This window comes from Staphylococcus sp. SM3655 (assembly GCF_016917315.1).
GTDB lineage: Bacteria > Bacillota > Bacilli > Staphylococcales > Staphylococcaceae > Staphylococcus > Staphylococcus aureus.
The window spans coordinates 2,243,069-2,265,056 of the sequence record NZ_CP070305.1; the positions used below are offsets into that span (position 1 = coordinate 2,243,069).

Below are 21,988 nucleotides of genomic sequence, written 5' to 3' on the forward strand. Positions count from 1 at the left end.
ATTGATTTGTTGTTGCGCATTATGCATTGCATTATTGTACTGCGTAATTGTACCTGGCTTTTTACCTTCAGTGCTTACTGGATCATCTAAATGATTTTTAGCTGTGATTAACTCACGTTTATCCGCTTTTGTATAAATTGACTCTTGCACTTCTTCAGTACTGCCATCATTGTAAGTTACTGTTACAGGAATCGTCGTTGTACTACCACCAGCTAAATTTGTAGGCATTGCTGTGCCGTTTTTAATCGTTGCATTGCGTTTTTCTGATACTTGAACTGCATTGTTGATTTCAGCAGCTGTTACATTTGAACCATAATCTTTCACAATTTCAGTTGTATTGACAGTATGTGTTGCCGGTGCAGTTAATGTACTTGGATTACTGCTTGCTGAGTGACCAGTACCTGCTTTCGGTGTAATTGTGATTGTTGAATTCGGCTTGATAGTGTTGGCATTAAACGTCACTTTACCAGTTTGTGCATCTAACGTTACATAGTCAGGTTTATTAGCTATTGTCCATTGATTATTTTGACCACGAACAACACTAAGTGTCTTACTATGTTCTGCACCATTACCCACTTTTTCAGTGTAAGCAATATCCATTGCTTGAGTTGGATTAATTAAATGACCTGATGGGTTATTAGGCGTGATATCAATATTACCATTTTGCCAAATTTTCGTAGTCGCTTGGTTCGGTTGTGGTGCGACAACTGTGAAATCATCACTACGTTGCTCGTCACTGATTGTTTCGCCACTACCTTGTGTTGCAACAACTTGAATTGTATCAGCAGGATTGAAAGTACCTGCTGCAACAGTAATACCATTATTAGTTCCAACAATACCTGTTACATTAGCTGCTGATGCTTCTTTCACCCATGGGCTCGTATTATTACGACGTGTAAATGTCGTTACAACACTTCCATTACGTTTAATAACTAATTTGTCAGCATATGTCGTAACATTACCAGCATGTGTATTGACTGTTTGGTTCGCACCAGGTGCAATAGTAATCGCTCCTGCCGCTGTTTCAGTCACAGTTGGTTTCGACGGTTGGACATCTTTTACTACAAATTTCGCTGGTAAAGATGTTGCAAATGTATGTCCGTTATAGATGACGTCATATTTTGCATTAACGACTTTAGCCACATTCGGTTTATTCATAGCTGCCCAGTTTGCGTCATTTGTACCTGTTGCTGCATTATTCCATTTATACGTAAATCCATCTGTTGGTAAACCTGTAGCATTTTGCATATGTGCATAACCAGAGGCTTGTGTACCACTTGCTAAAGTGCCACCAACTGTTGTCGTATAACTAGTTTGAGGGAATTCAAATTGATATACGTTTACAGTTACAGGAACACGTTTCGCAGCTGAAATGCCTGGATATGTTACATCGACATTTAAGTTTTGAACGCCAGCTTGTTGATTATTTGGTTGTTGTCTATTTGCCCAAGCCGCTGTAATACCATTCGTGTTAGTATTTGGATCAAATGTAATGTAGTTTATCGCATCCGTTCCACTAGTCAAATTTTGACCTTTCACATCACGTGATGGCGCCTTAGCATTAGCAACTGGATAAACTTTGACTGGAACTTCAACATTACGCGTACCTTGACCATTAGGTAATGTTACAACCGCAGTTTTATGAGTGTTACCGACTGTATTCTTCCATGTATCTGGACTATCATGCCATGCAACCGTTGCCCCATGTGGCGGGTTTTGAATAAATCTTTCTACGTGTCCGAAATCAAAACCGTCGCCACCTTTAATAAATACAGCGCCTTCAGTAGTTGCTTGTAATTGTGGTGTCACTGTTACTGTTGCACTGTCATTTGAATCAACAGATTCATTTCTTGTTACTGTAACAACTTGACCATGTTCGTCTTGCGTCGTATACGTCACATTGTTCATTGAAATTGAAGATTTTGCTTTAATTCCGCCATTTGGTAACGCGTCACTTACTGTCACAACCGAACTAAAACCACTACCATGAGTAATATTTGTGACATTTAATGGTGTATTATCTGCTTTAAATAATTTTACTGACGAGTTATTTAATACGTTATTAACTTTAATTTCTTGGTTTGTAAGACCTGCTTTATATGTCACAGAGTTTGCGTCAATTCTTGGTGGGTCAGGTTTAACTTTAGATAAAATAGTTAAATCTTCAGTTTGTCTATTATCATATGTCACTCTAATAAGACGAGTAGATATGCCTACAACATCTTTGTTAGGACCATATGTTCCAACAAATTGGAAATTCATATGTTGCGCATTTGTCGACCAAGAATTATTTACTGGCTTAACATATTGTTTCGCATCATACATATCTGAAACACCTGGGTATAAAACACCTCTGGCTGTTTCAAAGACATGTTTCGGTACAGTTCTTACTACTTTATATGTTGCTGTTTTCGTAATCGGCGTTGTTTCACCATCAATTAAGATATGTGCAGTTACTGTTATATCTTCACCAATACGTGTATTATCTTTATTTGGCGCTTGACCACTTACCCAAGTAATCGTCGCATCTGGAATGGCACTACCATTAGATAACTTAAAGTAATCTGATGCACTAGAACCATTACCTGCTGGGAAGTCTTGGCCTTGTACAGTGTAATGCGAATGTGCAACGATTTCTGGAATGACATGCTTTACAGGTACAGTCACTGTTGATGTTGTTCCATCTTGATAAGTAACAGTTACTGTAACATTGGCATTATTTCCAGTACGACTGACATTACTAACTGTTTTACTAGTGATTTCATTCGCACTTGCTCTTGCATAACTTCTATTTGGTACTGTTTCAGTAAACGTTAATGAATTAATAATTGCCGTTTGATCAGCTTGTGATACTGTCGCATTATTCGAAATATTGGCAATTCTCACAGGATTAGCAGCCGTTGATGAAGTACCAACTCGATATTTATCACGCAAAGGTTTCACTGTTACATTGAATGAAGTTGTAGCTGTATTACCACTTGTATCAGTTGCTAATAAATTGATTGTCTTACTAGTTGCTGATGTCACATTTGGTGCCGTTGCAGAAACATGTTGATGGTTATTATCAACAGTACCTGTAATTTGTGATGTATTTGGTACAGTTACAGATTGCACACCAAAGTTATCATTCGCTGTAATCGTATTTGTAAATGTTTCACCTGAGAACACTTGATGATTAGTGTAATTACCTACTGAAATTGTTGGATTCACTAAATCACTTGGTACAAAATAAATGTTAATAGCGTCAGTAGTATTTCCTGTATTTTGATTTAAATGTTCAACATATTGTTTTGGACCATATGGCGTTAAGTATAACTGTGCTTTATAAACTGCATCACTTGCATTATGTGTAGAATTACTTTTTACAACGTGGTCAATTGTAAATGCGCCAGCACCATTAGCTGCCGGTTCGTTTACGTTAACAACAGTTGAATTACTATGGTTTGCACGAGTATTTGAATTTGTAACAGGTTGCCCACCATAACCGTTTGAAGGGTTGATGATGTCTAACACTTGAATCACTTGACCATTCAACGTAAATTGACGTTGACCATCAGTTGTCGCATTTGATTGTGAATAACCAGTCGTTCTAAAGTTAGGTCTTCCGCCAGCTTCTGCTTGTGATTTTTCATTACCAGTAATGTTATTTCGCAATCCAGGCACTGTAGTTGTTGCTTTTAACATTGTTAAAATGTCATTCGTCGTAATTTGAGTACCTAATGTAGCATCATAACGATAAATTAAAGATTTATGGTCATCAGACCATGATAAACCACCATCTGTTGGTCTGTTTGCAATTTTTGCATTCGTCCATGTCACTGTATAATCTTGTGGGAAATTAACCCAACGCAAGAAATTCATATTAGCTAGGTTTGACGCGAATGATTTCGTTAATCGACCTTTATTAATATTTACTGTAATAGTACTTACATTAGCACCATTAGGTGTATTTGTAACTGAAATATCACCTTCGGCAAGCGTAATTACATCTCTATTTGCATTAATAAATGCTTGTTTTACTTTTGAGATTTCATCAGTAGTTAAATCATATGTTGACGTACGATATACACGTTGATCGCCTTCAGGTTGTTTCACATCAACGATTTTTAAACTAATATAGAAATCTTCAGTGTCTTTATGATATGCATTTGAAGCAACTATATGATATAACTGCGTACCTGCATTCATTTGACTAACTTCTTGTGCAGTTGGAATAGTTCTATCAGATGTAATATTTGTAAATGTGCCATTTGGAATAGCTTGTCCATTACTTAAAGTAAAATATTGTTTAATATCACCAATATTAAATGATTGTCCTTTAGCAATCGTTACCGTTGCTGTTTTAGCAGCATTGACAGTTTGGTATTCAGGTTTCACAACTGGTTCGTATGTCATCACATTTGTAGCATCAAGCGTTGTCGATGAGCCATCACGGTAATGTAATGTGACATTACCATTATTATCGACAGTTACTGGATCAGTTGATGCTAAATATCCTCTTATATTTTGGTTTTTATTCATAAAGGCAGTAATTATTCTTTGCTTTTCATCATTAGATACAGCAGTCGGATTGACTACTACAACTTTCTCAGTATTTCCTAATACAATCGGATGAGCATCTTCACTAATTTTACCTACATGAATTGACACATGTTTAGATTGACTATCATTTGTCGTATTATTGACATTATCTGTCGCTGATACTTTAAATGTAATATCACTGTTAAACGCCTGATTCATAGAGACTCTACCTGTAATAGCTAATGAGCCGTTTTTGTTGTCGGATTTAGTTAAATTTGATGTCCAACCATTCGGCAAAGTAGTAATAGTTGTATTTTTTATACCAGAATGTCTATCAGAGACTCCCATTGTAAAGTTGACTTCGTCGCCTCGATAGTATTTGGCATTTATTCCAACAGGATTATTGATTGTTGGTGGAATGTCATCTGGCAAAATAGTAACAGCATTACTCATATTAGATGCAACTACTTTATTATAATAAACTACTGCTCTAATTTGTTTACCTACAGGTGGTATGAATACAACATAATCTTGCGGTCGTATAGTAATTGTATTATGCACCCCATCAGGTGTACCAGTCGCAAGTATCGTATAACCAGATGGTATTTGATCTGCCTCACTACCACCATTCGTAGTTTGATTTGTTGGTGCAACTAAATAAACCAATGCCGATGGATCCAACGGTATTCCCGAAATATTAACAGGCACTTTTTGTAATGCTGTACCTCTTAATTGCTCAGCTGTCGTTGTAATTGTTGGTGTATGTGGTTTAACACGAATTTCGAATAATTGTTCTTTACGTCCAAAACGTATCGTACCAAAGTAATCCCCTGGTAATAAGTTACCAACAAGTTCAATATTGCGTTCTCTGGCATTATTAGGTCTATTTGTCGAATTTTCAATGTGTAATGTACGCGGAATACCTGTAATTTGCCAATCTTTATCTGTAAAGTTCTCATTACTTGTTAAATTAATACGTAATGGTTGAATAGATGTTACGCTACCACCTAAATTCACGGAAGCATTCCCTTGGTTACCTGCATATACATAGAAAACTGGATGCCCAGCTTGTTTTGAAAATGGTTTTTCAGCAATATTTTGAGTATCGTCATTTTTAAAGAATTTAATATTATGTTGGATTTCAGGTAATACCGTTAAGTTAACAGGAACTAAAGTTTCACTATTACCATAACCATCAGGATAGTCGAAACCAATCATTAATCTTATTGGGTTTCTAGTTCTTGCTGCTTCTTGTAATTTTTGATCAGTAAATAATTGACTTAATTGATATTCATTTAATTCCTGAACGCCCCCCGGTCTAAAAGCGTTAGTAGTTGCATTAGTTGGGTAAAAACCTAACACTTTATTACTCGGCGTCTTAACATAACTTAATGGATCATCAACAAAATCATCTATATTTAGGTTTGTACTTTCTAATACCTTTTTCGTTTGTACATTTCCTTGACTCACTTCTACACGTTTAGTTGTACCTATGCGATATGTACGATTAACCACTTGTCTTAAACCATTAAGACGTTGTTGATGGTCTTGCGTTGATTCGACGTATAGTTGACTGTACATAAATAATTGATTGTACTCTAAAGCACGCCCACCTGCTGCATAGTACAATTTATTAACAGTTGGACCTTGTGTTTTAAATGAAATTGTATAACTTGCATCACCTTGACCGATGAAAGTATAAACTTTAGGAACACCCGGTGATTCAGCAGGTTTTTGACCATTAATATATTCAAAATTTTGTCTACCAAATGCTTTAGTAGCAGCTGTTGCTCCAGCTTCACTAAAATAATCACTCGCTCTAGATAAATCTTCTAAAGAATAAACATGGACAGTTGGCCAGCTATATATTACTTGGCCACTTCTATTTCTTATTTTAAAGTCATGTGAACGATCAGGATCATTTACTCCATATTCCCACATTTGTTGAAGTGGTTTATTTGCACCTGCTCCATGACTCCATTGTACATTTGTTCCATCTGAATTAACTGTTACAAAGTCAGTTCTTCCTACTGGCACTTGGTCTGCTGGTAATGCAAACCAGAAAATCATATTTTGATGTGGAGCATGTCCTTTATTAAACTTAATAACCCATTGGTAGCCATCTCCAGTTTGTTTCGCTGGCATAAGAGCAATTTCCTTTGAGTCAGAGGCCTTCAATGTATTCCATGGTGTAGTTGGTAAATTATATGGCGCCCCTTTACTAGAAGCATTGATATATGTACCTACAGGATATCCTGAACCATCATTAGCATTTTCAACATAATATGATGAATTTGCATTTTGATAGTCTGATACTGATCTAGGCTCTGCAGCTCTAGACTCAACAGAACGCGTTTGAATTCTGTTTGATCGACGGCTAGTTTGTTGACGTTGAGGCAATGTACGAATTAAAGCAACAGCTTGTTCCAATTCTTTGTATGCAAGTTGCAAGTCTTTATTGTTTATTGGATCATTACTGCCTAATAACGTATTAATCTTATCAAAAATGCCTTTTACATAGTTAAATGTGCCAGAATCTGCATTTTCACGGTCAATAAAGCGATAATCATGATAATTTGCATCAAAAAATGCTTGTAATTCATTTCGGTCATGTTGTACGTTACCATTATCAGATGAATCTGAAGCTGTTACTACATTTGCTTCATGATTTTCTAAATGAGCCGCTCTATTGTCGTTTCCATTTTTATTAGCAGATTGACTTTCGTTTTGTTTATGCTTACTTTGTTCTTTATCTGGTTGTTTTGTCGCAGCCGTTGCCGAATCTTTCTTTGTATTTACATTTTGAGATGCTGGTTGTTCATCATTAGTAGTAGATGATTGCGCTACTTTTTGATCTACTAAATTAGCTTGACTAATATTTGGTTGCTCATTTTCATGAGTAGCAGATAATGATTGAACATTTTGTGAATTTTGAGAATTTTGTACTTGAGATTCTCGATTCTCAGTCTGTTCATTATTACTTTGTTGTTTCTGTTTAACCACGCTTGCTGGTTGATTTGTTTCAGCAGCATGTGCTTGTGATGTATTGAATCCTAAAAATACCAATGTCGCAATGACAGTTGAAAATGTACCAACTGTATATTTACGAATACTAAACTTTTGAATTTTATCACGATAATTCACAGCTATTGTTCACTCCTTATCTTGTTGTTATGTCTCTGTTGTGTTGTGAATGTATTTACTTTTGATTGCTTGTATATTGTAATGCTCATTCCATTCTCATTTAAAAATTTAAAACGATGACGATTCAATACAATTTCGCAATCTATCCAAATAGTATTGAAACACATTACAACTATGTGTTGAACAATTTATTATGCTCCAGAATATAATAACACAAAATATATTGTAAGGTAAATTGAACTTGTGACAATTTATAATAATTATAAATAAAGTAGCGTAAAAGAGTAATAAAAAACCAATCCCTATGTTCATTTAAAATAATGACACATAAGAATCGGTTTATATTTTTGTTTAATATTGTAGCGACTTGTATGATTTCAATTTAATTCTCAATTATCATAATTGAGTGTCGTTTTGTTTAGGCACAAGTAACAAAATGATAACGAATGATAATATTCCCATACCTGCATTTAACCATAATGCAATCATTGCACCTGTATAAATGTTTGTCATATTTGATACGATTGCATATACTGCACCACTCAATGCGACGCCAAATGCTCCACCTAATGCAGAAGCCATTTTATAGATACCTGCAGCAACGCCTACTTTTTCTAACGGTGCATTTGCAATTGCTGTATCTGTTGATGGTGTAGCATATATCCCTAGTCCTAAACCAAAGAATAAATAACCTATAATACAACAAATGACATACAATATTTCTGGCAAGAAAGTTAATGAAATGAGACATTCTCCGACAATAAGAACTCCTGTTCCAATTAACATTGGTTTCTTGCATCCGAGTGTTTGAAGTAACTTTTCACCAACACGAATCATAATTAGTACCATTACTAAATAAGTGATTGATAAACTTCCTGCTTGCAATGAAGAATATCCTAAACCTCTTTGAACAAATGTGTTGGCTACTATTAATGTTCCTGCAACACCATTTAACAAAAAGTTTGAAGCTGTTGCACCTGTGTAAGCTTTATTTTTAAATAATTTAAAATCGATTAAAGGATTTGTAGCACGCTTTTCAAGAACTATAAATAAACTAAAAGATCCAATTGCAATAGCTAATAAAGTAATAAAAAGAAGTGAGGTTACACCTAATTCTGATCCTTTAGTAATTAAAATATTTAAACTGAGGAGCATAATGACTAAAAGAACCAGACCTTTAATGTCAAATTTATTTAGAGAAATCGATTTAGATTTAGTTTCAGGTGTGCCTTTAATAAGAAACAGTGCAATTAATGAAATTATAATTGATAGGATGAAAATAAAACGCCAACCTAAAAGCGTTGCAACTGCACCTCCAAAAAATGAACAAACACCAGAGCCGCCCCATGAGCCAATTGACCAATAACTTAAAGCGCGTTGTCTATCTTTCCCAATGTAATATGACTTAATAATAGACAAAGTTGCAGGCATAATACATGCTGCTGAAAGTCCTTGAATTAATCTTCCTATAATAAGTAATAAAGGAATATTTGAAATAATGATTAATAATGAACCTAATATATTTAAGATAATACCAATGTTCGTGAGTTTAATTCTGCCATATTTATCAGCAAGACCACCTGCTCCTACTACAAACATTCCTGAAAATAAAGCAGTTATACTAACGGCGATATTAACCGTTCCAATATCTGTATTGAAACTATCTTCAAGTATTGGTACAACATTAACCAATGATTGTGCAAATAGCCAAAACGTTATTACACTTAAAACAATTCCTATTAACAACTTATTATTGCCTTCAAATGCCTCTCTTGACGGCTTTTCCATCTCTATTTGCCTCCCTATACTTTTGAAAAACAGACAAATTCCATAACAGAAATTTGTCTGTTCGTTAGAATAATTGAATGGTTTTAATTTTAATGTGTAAAACTTTAAATTTATTAGTAGTCCATCCATTTATTCTCAATGCTAGTTATCTTACCTTATGCTGCTTTTTGTTTCTTCTTATAGTAATAAACTGGTATACCAAGTGCTGTTATTAGAATTCCAATGATTGCTAATATAAATTGTGTAAACAGTGTATTAATTAATACAAATGATCCTGCCAAAATAGCAATTAAAGGTATGATTGGATATAACGGTACTTTATATGGTCGCTCCATATTTGGTTCACGTTTTCTTAAAATTATTACCGCAACAAATGACATACAATAGAACAACCAAATAACAAAGATTAACATGTTTGTAATTGTATCAAATGCTCCCATTGACATCATGATGATAGCGATTATAAGTTGTATAATTGCGCCAAACCATGGTGCGCCAGATTTTGTTAATTTTGCGAATAAGTGGCTAAATGGCAATAATTTTCTTTCAGCCATTGCATATGGTACGCGCATACCAGTCATAGTATAGCCATTGATCGTACCATAAACAGAAATTAATATACCGATTGTAATAATCTTACCGCCATTTTCACCAAATAATATTTTTGATGTATCTGAAGCTGCATTTAAATTACCAGCAAGTAGTTCTATTGGCAACGTTAATAAGAATGTAGCGTTAATTAATAAATACACAGCCATAATACAACCGATACCAACTGAAATCGCTAAAGGTAAATCGCGTTTAGGATTTTTAAGTTCCCCCGCAACATTTCCTACATGAATCCAACCATCATATGCAAACATAGTTGCTAATAAACCACTACCAATTGCTGTAAAGAAACCATTTCCTGAATTACCTGTAGTTGGAATTAATGAAAAAGTGATATCTCCAGATTGAAAAATACCAAAAATTACAATAACGATGATTGGAATCAGTTTAATTACTAAAGTAACTGATTGTAAAATTCCGCCTGCTTTTGAACCTAGGAAATTTATCAACACAATAGATAACGCAGATGCGATTGCTATTGGTATTAACGAACCTATAGATAAATGGAATAAATTAATTAGCTGTGTCGCAAATACGATAGACAATGCTGCTACGTTAGCTGGAAAATAAATAAATGATTGCGCCCAACCTGATAGGAAGCCCCAGAAATCACCGTATGTATATTCTATATACTTCGTTAAGCCACCTGTTTCAGGGATTGCAGCAGCAAGTTCTGCTGCTGTTAACCCCGCACAAATGGTAATGATGCCGCCTAGGAACCATACAAACAAGGCCATTCCTGCTGTTCCTGTTACTTCTGTTACGTTTGATATTTTAAAGAATACTCCTGAACCAATAACTGTCCCCATAACAATAGCAAACGCTGAGAAGAAACCTATATTTTTTTGTAATTCTTTACCATTTGACATAATTACACCTCATTTTTAAGATTAAATGTTTTAACCTACCACACCCTTGCTTGTATCTGCAATATTCAGTCCATGTTCAATGACACCTGAAACTCTAGTTAAGTCAACATTCCCGCCTGAAACTAAAGCAACAACATTTTTATCTTCAAGCCATTTATTGTTTATTTTTCCACTTAAAATTGCAGCTGTTGGTAATGCGCCTGCACCTTCAGTAATAATTTTGGCACGCTGCATTAAATCTTTCATAGCATGTTCAATTTCTTCTTCAGTAACAAGAATAAATTCATCTACTAAATGTTTAACTACTTCATATGTTTGTTCACCAGGAACTTTTACATCACAACCATCTGCTATCGTGCTATCCACTCGATGTTCAGTTAAATCTCTCTTATAGAAAGACTCAGCCATACCATGAACATTCTCAGATTGAACACCGATAATATGAATTGAAGGGTTAAATGATTTTAATGCGGTGGCAATACCTGCAATTAATCCTCCACCGCCAACTGGTACGATGACTGTATTCACATTCCAAATATCATCTAAAATTTCTAAACCAATTGTTCCTTGGCCTGCCATTACAAACTTATCGTCATATGGATGAACGATTGTCATGCCATTTTCTTTCGCTAATTCTTCCATATAAAGTCTAGTTTCGTTAAAGTTTTTACCTTTTAAAATAACTTTTGCACCATATCCTTTGGTAGCATTCTGTTTAGCAATTGGTGCTGTTTCTGGCATCACAATCGTTGCATCAATACCTAATAGTTTTGCTGTCAAAGCTACACCTTGTGCATGATTTCCGGCTGATGCGCCAATAATACCTTTAGCTTTTTGTTCATCTGACAAATGATTAATTTTATTGCTAGCACCTCTAAATTTAAATGAACCTGTAAACTGCATATTTTCAAGTTTTAAATATACGTTACCTTTAGTGATATTTTGACTTAAATACATAGATTTAATTAGTGGTGTTCGACGAATAAATGGTTTAATGCTTGCTTTAGCTTCTTCGATATCTCCTAAACTTACAATATGTGCTGTTTGTAATGTAACTGTGTTGGTTGTCATAATAATTACATCCTTCCGTTTTGTAAATTTTTAGTCCAAACTATAATGCTATATTTAAAATATTCATTTCACTCAATTTCATTTAAATTATTATCTATTCGATAACATTTAATATTTCTTTATAATCTAGGTCATGTGATGAAGCTAATCCTTGATTTGTCACTTGTCCTTGGTAAATGTTTACACCAGTACTTAAGGCTTCATTATCTTTAATTGCTTGTTCTAAGCCTTTGTCACAAATTTCTAATATATAATCAATATTTCCTTGTGCTAATGCCATTGTTGAAGTTCTTGGGACTGCTCCTGGTTGATTTGGTACACCATAATGAATCACACCTTCTTCTTCATACACTGGATCAGAAATTGTAGTTGGTCTAATTGTTTCAATAGTTCCACCTTGGTCAATAGCTATATCGATTAATACTGAACCTTTTTTCATTGATTTAACCATCTCACGATTAACCAATTTTGGCGGTTTCGCACCTGGAATTAAAATTGTAGAAATAAATACATCTGCTTTCTTAATTTGTTCTGCTAAATTTTCTGGTGTTGATTTGACTACTGTGACATCTTTTTCTGCATACATATCTTCAAGATATTTAATGCGGTCATCGTTTAACTCGATAATGATTACTTTAGCATTTAGTCCCAAGGCAACATTTGCTGCATTTGTTGCTGCTACGCCACCACCGAAAATCACATATGTACTACCAGGTATATCCACATTTTCATGTACACCAGTCACTAAAGTACCTTGACCACCATGTTGTGCTTCAGAGTAGTAAGCTCCCATAATTGCTGAGCGTTGACCTGCTATAGCACTCATTGGCGCTAATAATTCTGCTTTTCCATTTTTTATAATGGTTTCACCACTAATCGCAGTTACACCAACTTCTTGCATTTTTTCTACTATTTCTTTTGAAGATGCTAGATGTAAAAATCCCCAGATAATTTGATTCTTTTTGAAATATTGATATTCGCTTTCATGAGGTTCTTTTACTTTGATAACAAGATCAGCTTCCCATGCTTGTTCGTGAGTTACGATCTTAGCGCCTTCTTTTTCATACATATCGTTAGAAAATCCTGAACCAATGCCAGCATTTTTTTCAACAATTACTTTATGTCCTGCATCCGTTAACTTACGCACATTTTCGGGTGTGCAAGCTACACGTCCTTCACCTTGTTTTAATTCTTTGACTACTGCAACTAACATTTGCAACACTCCTCTTTCATTTGTGAATAATTTCACAATTATTTTATCCTTTGGTTATGAATATGTAAATACCATTAATTAATTATTCATATTTTATCTATAATTTGTTAATAAATATTTAATATATTATTCTTATCCTTAAATATTATGTGCAATTATACCACTATATTTATTTCTTATACTCCATTTGATTTATAGTTGTATTAATACATTGACTCAAAAACTAATTAATTAAATATGTTTTTTAGATTAATAAAGTTGTAACTGTACTATTTTGTAGTGTATGGTAATTTATTTGGATGAAATATAATTCTTTATACTCTATTGATTAATCAAATATGTATCTATCAAAATTCGGCTTATTTATTCACTCTGACATATCCAAATACGCAAAAAGACTATTTCTACCTTGTATCGATAGAAATAGTCTTTTTATACTTAATTGGTTTAATTTTTCATAAAATCTTATACTTTTTAAAAATGGGATGAAATATATTTTCCTGAAACATGTAATTCATGTTCGTTACAAATTGATAAAATATGATTAAGTGTTGTTGCAAATGACATTTTCTCAAAAAGCGATTCACTATCAATTGGTACTTGTGTGTGAATTTCAGCAAGTCGCTTCGATAAATATAGTTCATCTAAATTGTCATTTATCTTATTACGTTGACCAGCTGATAATGCATCAATGTTTTCAACCACATTTTCAACGCTTTGATATTGCTGAATTAACTTAATAGCCGTTTTCTCGCCAATACCTTTAACACCCGCATATCCATCTGCTGTATCACCCATAAACGCTTTAATATCGATTAGTTGTTGTGGTTCAAGGGCATATTCTTCGTTAAAACGATGTAATGTATATCTATTATAAATGTTAAAACCTTTTTTAATTAGCCAAACTTCAACATTGTCATTAATACATTGCAGTAAATCTTTGTCGCCCGTAATAATATAGACATCGTTATCAGTTGAATATTGTTGTGCTAATGTACCTATAACATCATCCGCTTCATAGTTTTTAACGCCAATATTTACAAAGCCAAATTGCTCTGAAATTTCTTTAACATAATCAAATTGTGGTATCAATTCTTCTGGTGGTGCAGAACGATTTTGCTTATAACCATCAAACATATCATTTCTAAAAGTTGATTGTCCCATATCCCAACATACAGCTACATGTGTAGGGCGTATTTCATGTATTGCCGAAAAGATATGACGCACAAACCCTTGTATTCCATTTGTAGGTACACCTTGTGAATTGTACATAAATTGTTTATGAAGACTTGTAGCGTAGAAATGTCTAAATAATAGTGCCATACCATCTACAAGTAATATTTTATTAGGCATTTAAAACGTTCCTTCTTTCTTAATATAAAATAGTTTTCAGTTGTTGATGTTTATCTTTCAATTGATTGATAAGTGTTGTATCTAAATCAAATGCTAATAAATCGTTTATTTGCGTTTGAATATTAGCTTCAAAACTTTCAAATTGCGATTCAGCTTCTACAGCCATTTGCTTAACATATAATTCAAGTTGTTGCCTCAATAATCCCATTTGTGGTTGTAATAATCCTAACGTACTTTGACAAATTGATTCATGTATATCTCTTTGCCCATTTGGATTCAAAATTTTACGTTTTGTTAATTGTTTAGGCAATGCATTTAGCATATCGTTGAAATCGATGTGCAATAATGGTTGCTCTATATTAGCTGATTCAAAGTTAAACTGAGGATTAATAATGACATGTAAATCTGCTAATTGTTGAACGATTGGTGCAATTTGCTCAGTGAGTTGCTTATTAAAGTATTTTTTTATACGTTCTGTAATTAAAGATTGCTCTAAAAACAATCGTTGATGAATTTGATCTAAGTATACTCTCGTAGACACTTTCTTTTCTTCATTAAAATCACTATTTTGCGTCATTTGAGAATTAAACACTGATTTAACATCGTCAAGTAGTTGTAGTTTTAAACGGGCATTTAAATGATAAACTTGTTCTTCAACTTCGTTGTCTGTATGTTGTAACGACGCATCAATTAATTGATGTTGTAAACGCTGTTTATCTTTATAATCTGTTAACCTTTGTTGGCGACGTGAAATATCAGCTTTATTTGTTTCAAATTCTGTAATCATCTCTACATAAGAACGATCCATTTGTTGAAGCTGATGAATCATTTGTTGTTCTAAAATTGATTTAGATTCAACATCAACAAATTGTTGTATGCTTTGTTTTAATTGATCAATGCCCTTATCTTCAGCTTGCAATGCATTTCGACTTGATACAGCAAAAATGTCTGATTGTAAGTGTACTTGTCTTAATGCATCTGATACATATGTTTCAACTGCTTCAAGATCATCTTGACTTTCTGCTAAATCAGCAGCATTAATTACCATTTTAAATGCTTGGTTTTCATTCAACTGGTTCATATCTTTCATGTGTTCTATAAACGCTTTGTCATTATCAGTAAATGAATGATTAAAATAACTTACATACAATATTAAGTCTGAAGAAGTTAAAATTTGTTCGGTTTCATTTGTATGCCTTTGGTTATTTGAGTGTAGCCCTAATGAATCAACAATTATTTTACCTTTTAACCAATCATGCATTAATGCAATGTGTACTGTCTTAACAAATGTTGCATATTCATCTTCTGCACTCCACTTTTTCAATTCCTGTTGATTAATGGCATGTTTTTCTCCATTTTCCAACATATTGACATACAATTTATAATGTTTTTCAACTGCCTGAATAAAAGCGAGTTGATTTTTATTTAAATGTGATTTTAACTTTTCTAAATCTGAATTAATAAAGTCTTCTATAGTCGAATAAGACATATCTTGGTATTCAACTACTGCATTAATTTCATCTAATAATTGCGATTGTGATTTTAGCGTTATATAACTCTCGTCTCCATAAGATATTTCTGTAGTAGCTGCTGTAGTAGGATTTGGAGAACTGACTAAAATATGCTCGCCTAATAATGCATTTATCAAACTACTTTTACCAGCACTAAATGTTCCAAATACACCTATTTTTATTAATTTATTATCTATACGTGTTAATGTTTCGTGGATATCTTGCTTTGTACGCTTGAACAAAGGCACATCCGAAATTATATCAAGCGCTTTTTGAATATCTATAGACATATTTGTTGTAGCTGTATTTTGATTTAGCTGCTGATTATCACGATTATCCTGAGCATTATCAGTAGCCACTTGATATGTTGTCTCTTGTCGACCTATTAATTTATCTAGAGATTCATCTAAATGAATATAGTAGTGACGATAATTCTTAGTCGTCAATGACTGACGCAGCTCATTTAATTCTGTATAACGTTGATATTCTTTTAAATCATCACTTTCTTCTGTTGGTAATTCATCTGCCTGCACATTTTCTATTATTTCTTTAAAAATTGGTGTTGATTGTTGTTCAACATATTTCTTAATGGCTTTAACCACTTCGTCTGAAAATGTAAGTACATAAGTATTGCTGATTGATGTTTGTGGTTGATATAAACCTTCAATCATTTCTGGCTTAACGTCATAATGCTGATTTAATACTTTATCTGAAGCTTCTTTTTTATTGATAAAACGCGTAACAAATGACATATCTTCTCGCATTGGTTGACGAATTTGTTGATTAACATGTTCTTGTAACGCATCTGTCGCTGTTAATAATCGCTGTTGTTGAATTTGTAGTTTTTTCTTCTTTTTATTAAAAAATCCGCCAACATTAAAGTCTTGAGACATACTTTCCAAATAACTTCGTAACATTTCTCTCATATTATGCGGCATAATGTATGCATTTTCTAAAATATTTTTACGCTTATTCTTTAAAAATGCCATTAATTCATCTGGATTATTTAAAAGTTGTGCCTCTTCACTAATTGCTTGATGTTGTTGACTATTTAAAAATGCTTGTTCAAACTCCGCTTCTTCGATACCTAAATCTTCTAGTACTTCCTGAATTTCAGACTGAATGTAATCTAGCTGAGCTTCGGTAATGTATTCAACCGTTCTTGATGTATAATCCTCTATTGCCTCTCTATGTTGATCTAATGAAATTAGATAACTTGATAATACTTCAAGTTCATTTTCAGGGTGATCAAATTTAGATACATAAAAGGTGCGTTCTAATTTAATACCCCAATCTGCAATTGATTTTTCAACTCGAGATTTAAACGTAGAGAATGACAATTCATCGTCTTGATGCTTGTCAATTTGATTAATGATAAACACAACAGGTATTCCAACATCATTTATATGCTTCATAAACTTAAAGTTAAGTTCAGATTGAACGTGGTTATAGTCAACCGTATAAAATATCATATTACTTGTATACATATATTGTTCTGTTATTGACTGATGTGATGCAACATTTGAATCAACACCTGGTGTATCTTGCAACGTAAACCCATTTTCAAATTTAGCTGATTGAAAATTAATTTCTACAGATTCAACGTCGACATTTTGGCGATTCATTTCCCTTACTTCATCATAATTAGATAATTTGGCATACGTTTGATTCGGCAAATTAGCAATAATATCGTGATTGTCTGAAACTGACACAATAGCAGTATTACTTGTCGTTGGTACAGGTGAACTTGGTAAGATATCTTGTTCAATTAATAAATTTATCAGTGTCGATTTACCTGCAGAAAAATGTCCAACGAACGAACATGTATATTGCTGCAAATATACTTTCTTAATTACTTGGTTAATTGTATGTAAAAGTGCTTCATTTCGCGACTTTTCAACTTCTTTTTTTAATTTATATAAAAGATCTAATTGTTCTTTATTAATCATGTTACTTTCCCCTTTGGTTCGTTCACATAGAAATGCTTGCTTGTTACAACGAATTCATACAATATCGATGTCCATTTAAACATAGATCGTTAAATGGCTCGCATTGTATTATGTTTAAATTTTATCATAGCTGCTTGATAAAACATACGAATAATCAATTTTCTTCAAACATTCCAACTTAAAAGTTCATTTTTCTAAAAATCACAAATCATCGTTAAATTTTTCTAGAAAATAAATATTGTCACAGTTTGTTCACACACGTCACAGAATTGACACCGTATAATAGCCAATTGGGAGGGAAATATGAAAAATACATTTAATCCATTACAAAGATTACATTTCTATGCAGCAATTTTTATTGCTCCACTGTTAATCACTTTAACCATTTCGGGCATTGGTTACTTGTTCTTTCCAGAAGTTGAAAATAATATTTATAAGAATGAGTTTTTTGGTGACAGTGATGTAAAAACGCATCAAACATTAAATGATGCAGTACATCAAGTTGAACAACAATATGAAGGATTCTTTGTAAGTAAAGTTAGCATACTTGATGAACCATATAACAAACGAATTACACTGAGTGATATGGCAGGAAATCAACGTTACGTCTTTCTAGATCATAACAATCAATTTGTTGCAGATCAAAATGCGAAACATACGTATTCTAATGTGATGCGAAGTATACATAGTTCTTTGTTTACTGAAAATACTATTATTAATTATTTAGTAGAGTTAACCGCATGTTGGACGATATTCATGATTTTATCTGGTACTTATTTACTCATTAAGAAGCATTTAATTTCTAACAAAAGTAAGGCACTTCGTTGGCAAAAGTGGCACGCAATGATTGGAGTTATCATTGCAATTCCAGTATTTGTATTAGTTTTAACTGGATTGCCATGGTCTGGTTTTATGGGCAGTAAAATTGCCGGTATGATGGACACAAACGGTGACCTTGGTCAAGGTGAATTAGCGATTAATCCACCTAAATCAGATTTGAACGAATTACCTTGGGCTACACGTAAAAATAAACAGCCAGCTTCATCCGAAAAAGGTTCAAGTAGTCATCATGGTAATGCAGCAATGCCTCAAACCAAATTAGATTATCAAATATCTATTGATAAGGTCGTTGTACAAGCGCAAAAAGCTGGTATTAAAAAGCCGTTTTCAATCGTATATCCAAGTGATAAAAATGGTACCTTTATTGTATCTAATACTAGTAATTCAGGTGTTACTGGGCTAGATGTATCACCTTACAAGGAACAAACACTTTATTTCGACCAATATAGCGGTAAAAAGCTAGGTACGATTAAATATGATGACTACGGTATTATTGCTAAATGGTTTACATGGGGCATACCGCTTCACGAAGGTCATTTATTCGGTATTTTAAACAAAATCATTAATTTATTTGTATGTATCGCTTTATTAGTAGCCATTGGTATGGGATTTGTCTCTTGGATAAAGCGTACAAAAAATACTGCAGTAAAAGTACCACATCGCGTAAAAAAACCAGCATCTATATCACTCATCATATGTTTAATTGTATTAGGACTATTAATGCCATTATTTGGATTATCACTTATACTAGTATTCATAATTGAATTAATATTATATGTTAAAGACCGTCGTGCTAAATAATCATACACTTAAAGTTTTGAACTGACGAAATTTACAAAATGATTCTCGACTCTCTAATTACTTAAAACGGGTTCTATAATAAATCGTACTGATGGAGCTTGGGAGATAAATCAATGTCCTAGGGTCTATAATATTAGATTGGCAGTAGTTGACTGAATGAAAATGCGCTTGCAACAAGCTTTTTTCAACTCTAGTCAGGGGCCCCAACACAGAGAATTTCGAAAAGAAATTCTACAGGCAATGCGAGTTGGGGTGTGGGCCCCAACATAGAGAAATTGGATTCCCAATTTCTACAGACAATGCAAGTTGGCGGGGCCCCAACACAGAGAAATTGGATTCCCAATTTCTACAGACAATGCAAGTTGGGGTGGGACAACGATAAAGAAATACTTTTTCTATAGAAATTAGTATTTCTTATGCATGAGTTTTACTCATGTATTCCTATTTTTAAGTACACATTAGCTGTGGCTAATGTGTAAGAACCACTACATAATAAATCATTAGTGGCTCTTTATCATTTCTGTCCCACTCCCATCTGTCCGATTTTTTGAATTTGAAGATAAAAAAGCATCTAAAACGCATAAGAAGATAACTCTACTTCTTCAAAATTACGTTATAGATGCTTTTTTATTAATTCATATGCATGTCGTGAATTTTCATCATTAAACCGTGTGGGACGTCATCATGTTTAACAATCTCTTGTTTATAAAATGTCTTCCCATCATCTTTAGAAACTAATTTTACAAAGTCTCCTTTTTCCGGCTTGAAATCATTAGATGGTTCTACTTTGATATTATGTTTGACTAATCCATCTTTTTCACTTACAACTTTTTCTGCATTTGTATTACTATTCATATAACCAAAATAAGTCGTTTTTTGACTAGAAAAAATCATTAAACATACAACGGCAATACCAATAACAATCAATGCAATAGATAAACCTAGACCCATTTTTTTACCCATTTATAGACTCCTCCATTTTTCAAAAACACCTATTATCATGAGAACATAATTAATACTAATTTTAGTCACGCATTAGAAACACTTTAGTTTTCGATAGTTTTACGTTCTGTCTTTTTACCCCAGTATTGATAATAAGTACATTCTATATATCCATTAAATAACTTACGTCGCTTCGTTGCTTTACGATCTACTAAATATTCAAATTCTTTATTACTTGTTAAAATGTATGTAGATAAAAATGGATGTTGTTTCATTAGTTTACCAATATAACGGTACATTTCTTCAACTTCTTCACGATCACCAATACGTTCACCATATGGAGGATTTCCAATTAACGCCACCGGTTCTTCTGTATCAATTGTTAATGTATTGACATCTTTTACACTAAATTTAATAATATCAGACAACCCAACTTCTTCAGCGTTACGCTTAGCAATCTCTATCATTTCAGGATCGATATCAGAAGCATATACTTCGATTTCTTTATCATAATCAGCCATCTTATCCGCTTCATCACGGTAATCATCATAAATATTTGCTGGCATGATGTTCCATTGCTCTGATACGAACTCGCGATTAAAACCAGGTGCGATATTTTGAGCAATTAAACAAGCTTCTATAGCTATTGTACCCGAACCGCAAAATGGATCAATTAAAGGTGTATCACCTTTCCAGTTTGCAAGACGGATTAAACTTGCTGCCAACGTTTCTTTAATTGGTGCTTCACCTTGTGCTAATCTATAACCACGTCTGTTCAAACCAGAACCTGATGTGTCGATAGTCAATAATACATTATCTTTTAAAATGGCAACTTCAACAGGGTATTTGGCACCTGATTCATTTAACCAACCTTTTTCGTTATATGCGCGACGTAATCGTTCAACAATAGCTTTCTTAGTTATCGCCTGACAATCTGGCACACTATGTAGTGTTGATTTAACGCTTCTACCTTGAACTGGGAAGTTACCTTCTTTATCAATTATAGATTCCCAAGGGAGCGCTTTGGTTTGTTCGAATAATTCGTCAAACGTTGTTGCGTTAAAACGTCCAACAACAATTTTGATTCGGTCTGCTGTGCGCAACCATAAATTTGCCTTTACAATTGCACTTGCGTCTCCTTCAAAAAATATACGACCATTTTCAACATTTGTTTCATAGCCTAATTCTTGAATTTCCCTAGCAACAACAGCTTCTAATCCCATCGGACAAACTGCAAGTAATTGAAACATATATGATTCTCCTTTTATACAGGTATTTTATTCTTAGCTTGTGTTTTTTATACATTTCCAACAAATTTAATCGCTGATACATTAACGCATCCGCTTACTATTTTAAAACAAGGCAGTGTCATTATAT

The 21,988-nt window shown here is 33.5% G+C and carries 10 protein-coding genes (1 of these 10 only partly in view); 1 reads left to right on the plus strand and 9 read right to left on the minus strand.

Translation table 11 applies throughout. The features are described 5' to 3' along the window. From ebh to JQN76_RS10965, 7 genes are all read right to left on the minus strand, one after another. Positions 1–7,665 carry the 5' portion of a hyperosmolarity resistance protein Ebh gene (gene ebh / locus JQN76_RS10935; RefSeq protein ID WP_205397774.1) on the minus strand. It extends 23,742 nt beyond the left edge of the window, so 7,665 of the gene's 31,407 nt are visible here — the first part of the coding sequence; its start codon is at positions 7,663–7,665; the stop codon falls past the left edge of the window. 396 nt (positions 7,666–8,061) lie between these two features. Then, positions 8,062–9,453, minus strand: a complete 1,392-nt coding sequence (gene norB, locus JQN76_RS10940) for a multidrug efflux MFS transporter NorB (RefSeq protein WP_000414679.1) — start codon at positions 9,451–9,453, stop codon at positions 8,062–8,064. 155 nt (positions 9,454–9,608) lie between these two features. Next, positions 9,609–10,931 (minus strand): APC family permease, encoded by a 1,323-nt coding sequence (locus JQN76_RS10945; protein WP_000064778.1) that lies wholly within the window; start codon positions 10,929–10,931, stop codon positions 9,609–9,611. A 30-nt stretch (positions 10,932–10,961) separates the two neighbouring features. Further along, positions 10,962–12,002, minus strand: a complete 1,041-nt coding sequence (gene tdcB / locus JQN76_RS10950; protein ID WP_000210820.1) for a bifunctional threonine ammonia-lyase/L-serine ammonia-lyase TdcB — start codon at positions 12,000–12,002, stop codon at positions 10,962–10,964. A 94-nt stretch (positions 12,003–12,096) separates the two neighbouring features. Beyond that, positions 12,097–13,215 carry an alanine dehydrogenase gene (ald, locus tag JQN76_RS10955; RefSeq protein ID WP_000959421.1) on the minus strand — a complete coding sequence of 373 codons (1,119 nt, stop codon included), beginning with the start codon at positions 13,213–13,215 and terminating at the stop codon, positions 12,097–12,099. Between the two features lie 474 nt (positions 13,216–13,689). Then, complete coding sequence (locus tag JQN76_RS10960) at positions 13,690–14,568, minus strand: 5'-3' exonuclease (protein WP_001133022.1); 879 nt, start codon at positions 14,566–14,568, stop codon at positions 13,690–13,692. Positions 14,569–14,587: 19 nt separating this feature from the next. Beyond that, positions 14,588–18,028, minus strand: a complete 3,441-nt coding sequence (locus JQN76_RS10965) for a dynamin family protein (RefSeq protein ID WP_001836662.1) — start codon at positions 18,026–18,028, stop codon at positions 14,588–14,590. 303 nt (positions 18,029–18,331) lie between these two features. Between JQN76_RS10965 and JQN76_RS10970 the strand changes: the two genes are divergently transcribed. Then, positions 18,332–19,669 (plus strand): PepSY-associated TM helix domain-containing protein, encoded by a 1,338-nt coding sequence (locus JQN76_RS10970; protein WP_000798990.1) that lies wholly within the window; start codon positions 18,332–18,334, stop codon positions 19,667–19,669. A 630-nt stretch (positions 19,670–20,299) separates the two neighbouring features. Here JQN76_RS10970 and JQN76_RS10975 read toward each other — a convergent pair. After that, on the minus strand, positions 20,300–20,632 hold the full coding sequence (locus tag JQN76_RS10975; RefSeq protein WP_000516794.1) for a DUF4889 domain-containing protein: 333 nt from the start codon (positions 20,630–20,632) through the stop codon (positions 20,300–20,302). Positions 20,633–20,715: 83 nt separating this feature from the next. Next, positions 20,716–21,861, minus strand: a complete 1,146-nt coding sequence (locus tag JQN76_RS10980) for a THUMP domain-containing class I SAM-dependent RNA methyltransferase (RefSeq protein WP_000487144.1) — start codon at positions 21,859–21,861, stop codon at positions 20,716–20,718. Positions 21,862–21,988: the final 127 nt, after the last annotated feature.

What these genes read in the sequence shown, in the direction of transcription:
- JQN76_RS10970 (WP_000798990.1), top strand. Translation starts at nt 18,332, where the DNA reads ATGAAAAATACATTTAATCCATTACAAAGATTACATTTCTATGCAGCA.
- JQN76_RS10960 (WP_001133022.1), bottom strand. Translation starts at nt 14,568, where the DNA reads ATGCCTAATAAAATATTACTTGTAGATGGTATGGCACTATTATTTAGA.
- JQN76_RS10980 (WP_000487144.1), bottom strand. Translation starts at nt 21,861, where the DNA reads ATGTTTCAATTACTTGCAGTTTGTCCGATGGGATTAGAAGCTGTTGTT.
- JQN76_RS10965 (WP_001836662.1), bottom strand. Translation starts at nt 18,028, where the DNA reads ATGATTAATAAAGAACAATTAGATCTTTTATATAAATTAAAAAAAGAA.
- ald (WP_000959421.1), bottom strand. Translation starts at nt 13,215, where the DNA reads ATGTTAGTTGCAGTAGTCAAAGAATTAAAACAAGGTGAAGGACGTGTA.
- tdcB (WP_000210820.1), bottom strand. Translation starts at nt 12,002, where the DNA reads ATGACAACCAACACAGTTACATTACAAACAGCACATATTGTAAGTTTA.
- JQN76_RS10945 (WP_000064778.1), bottom strand. Translation starts at nt 10,931, where the DNA reads ATGTCAAATGGTAAAGAATTACAAAAAAATATAGGTTTCTTCTCAGCG.
- JQN76_RS10975 (WP_000516794.1), bottom strand. Translation starts at nt 20,632, where the DNA reads ATGGGTAAAAAAATGGGTCTAGGTTTATCTATTGCATTGATTGTTATT.
- norB (WP_000414679.1), bottom strand. Translation starts at nt 9,453, where the DNA reads ATGGAAAAGCCGTCAAGAGAGGCATTTGAAGGCAATAATAAGTTGTTA.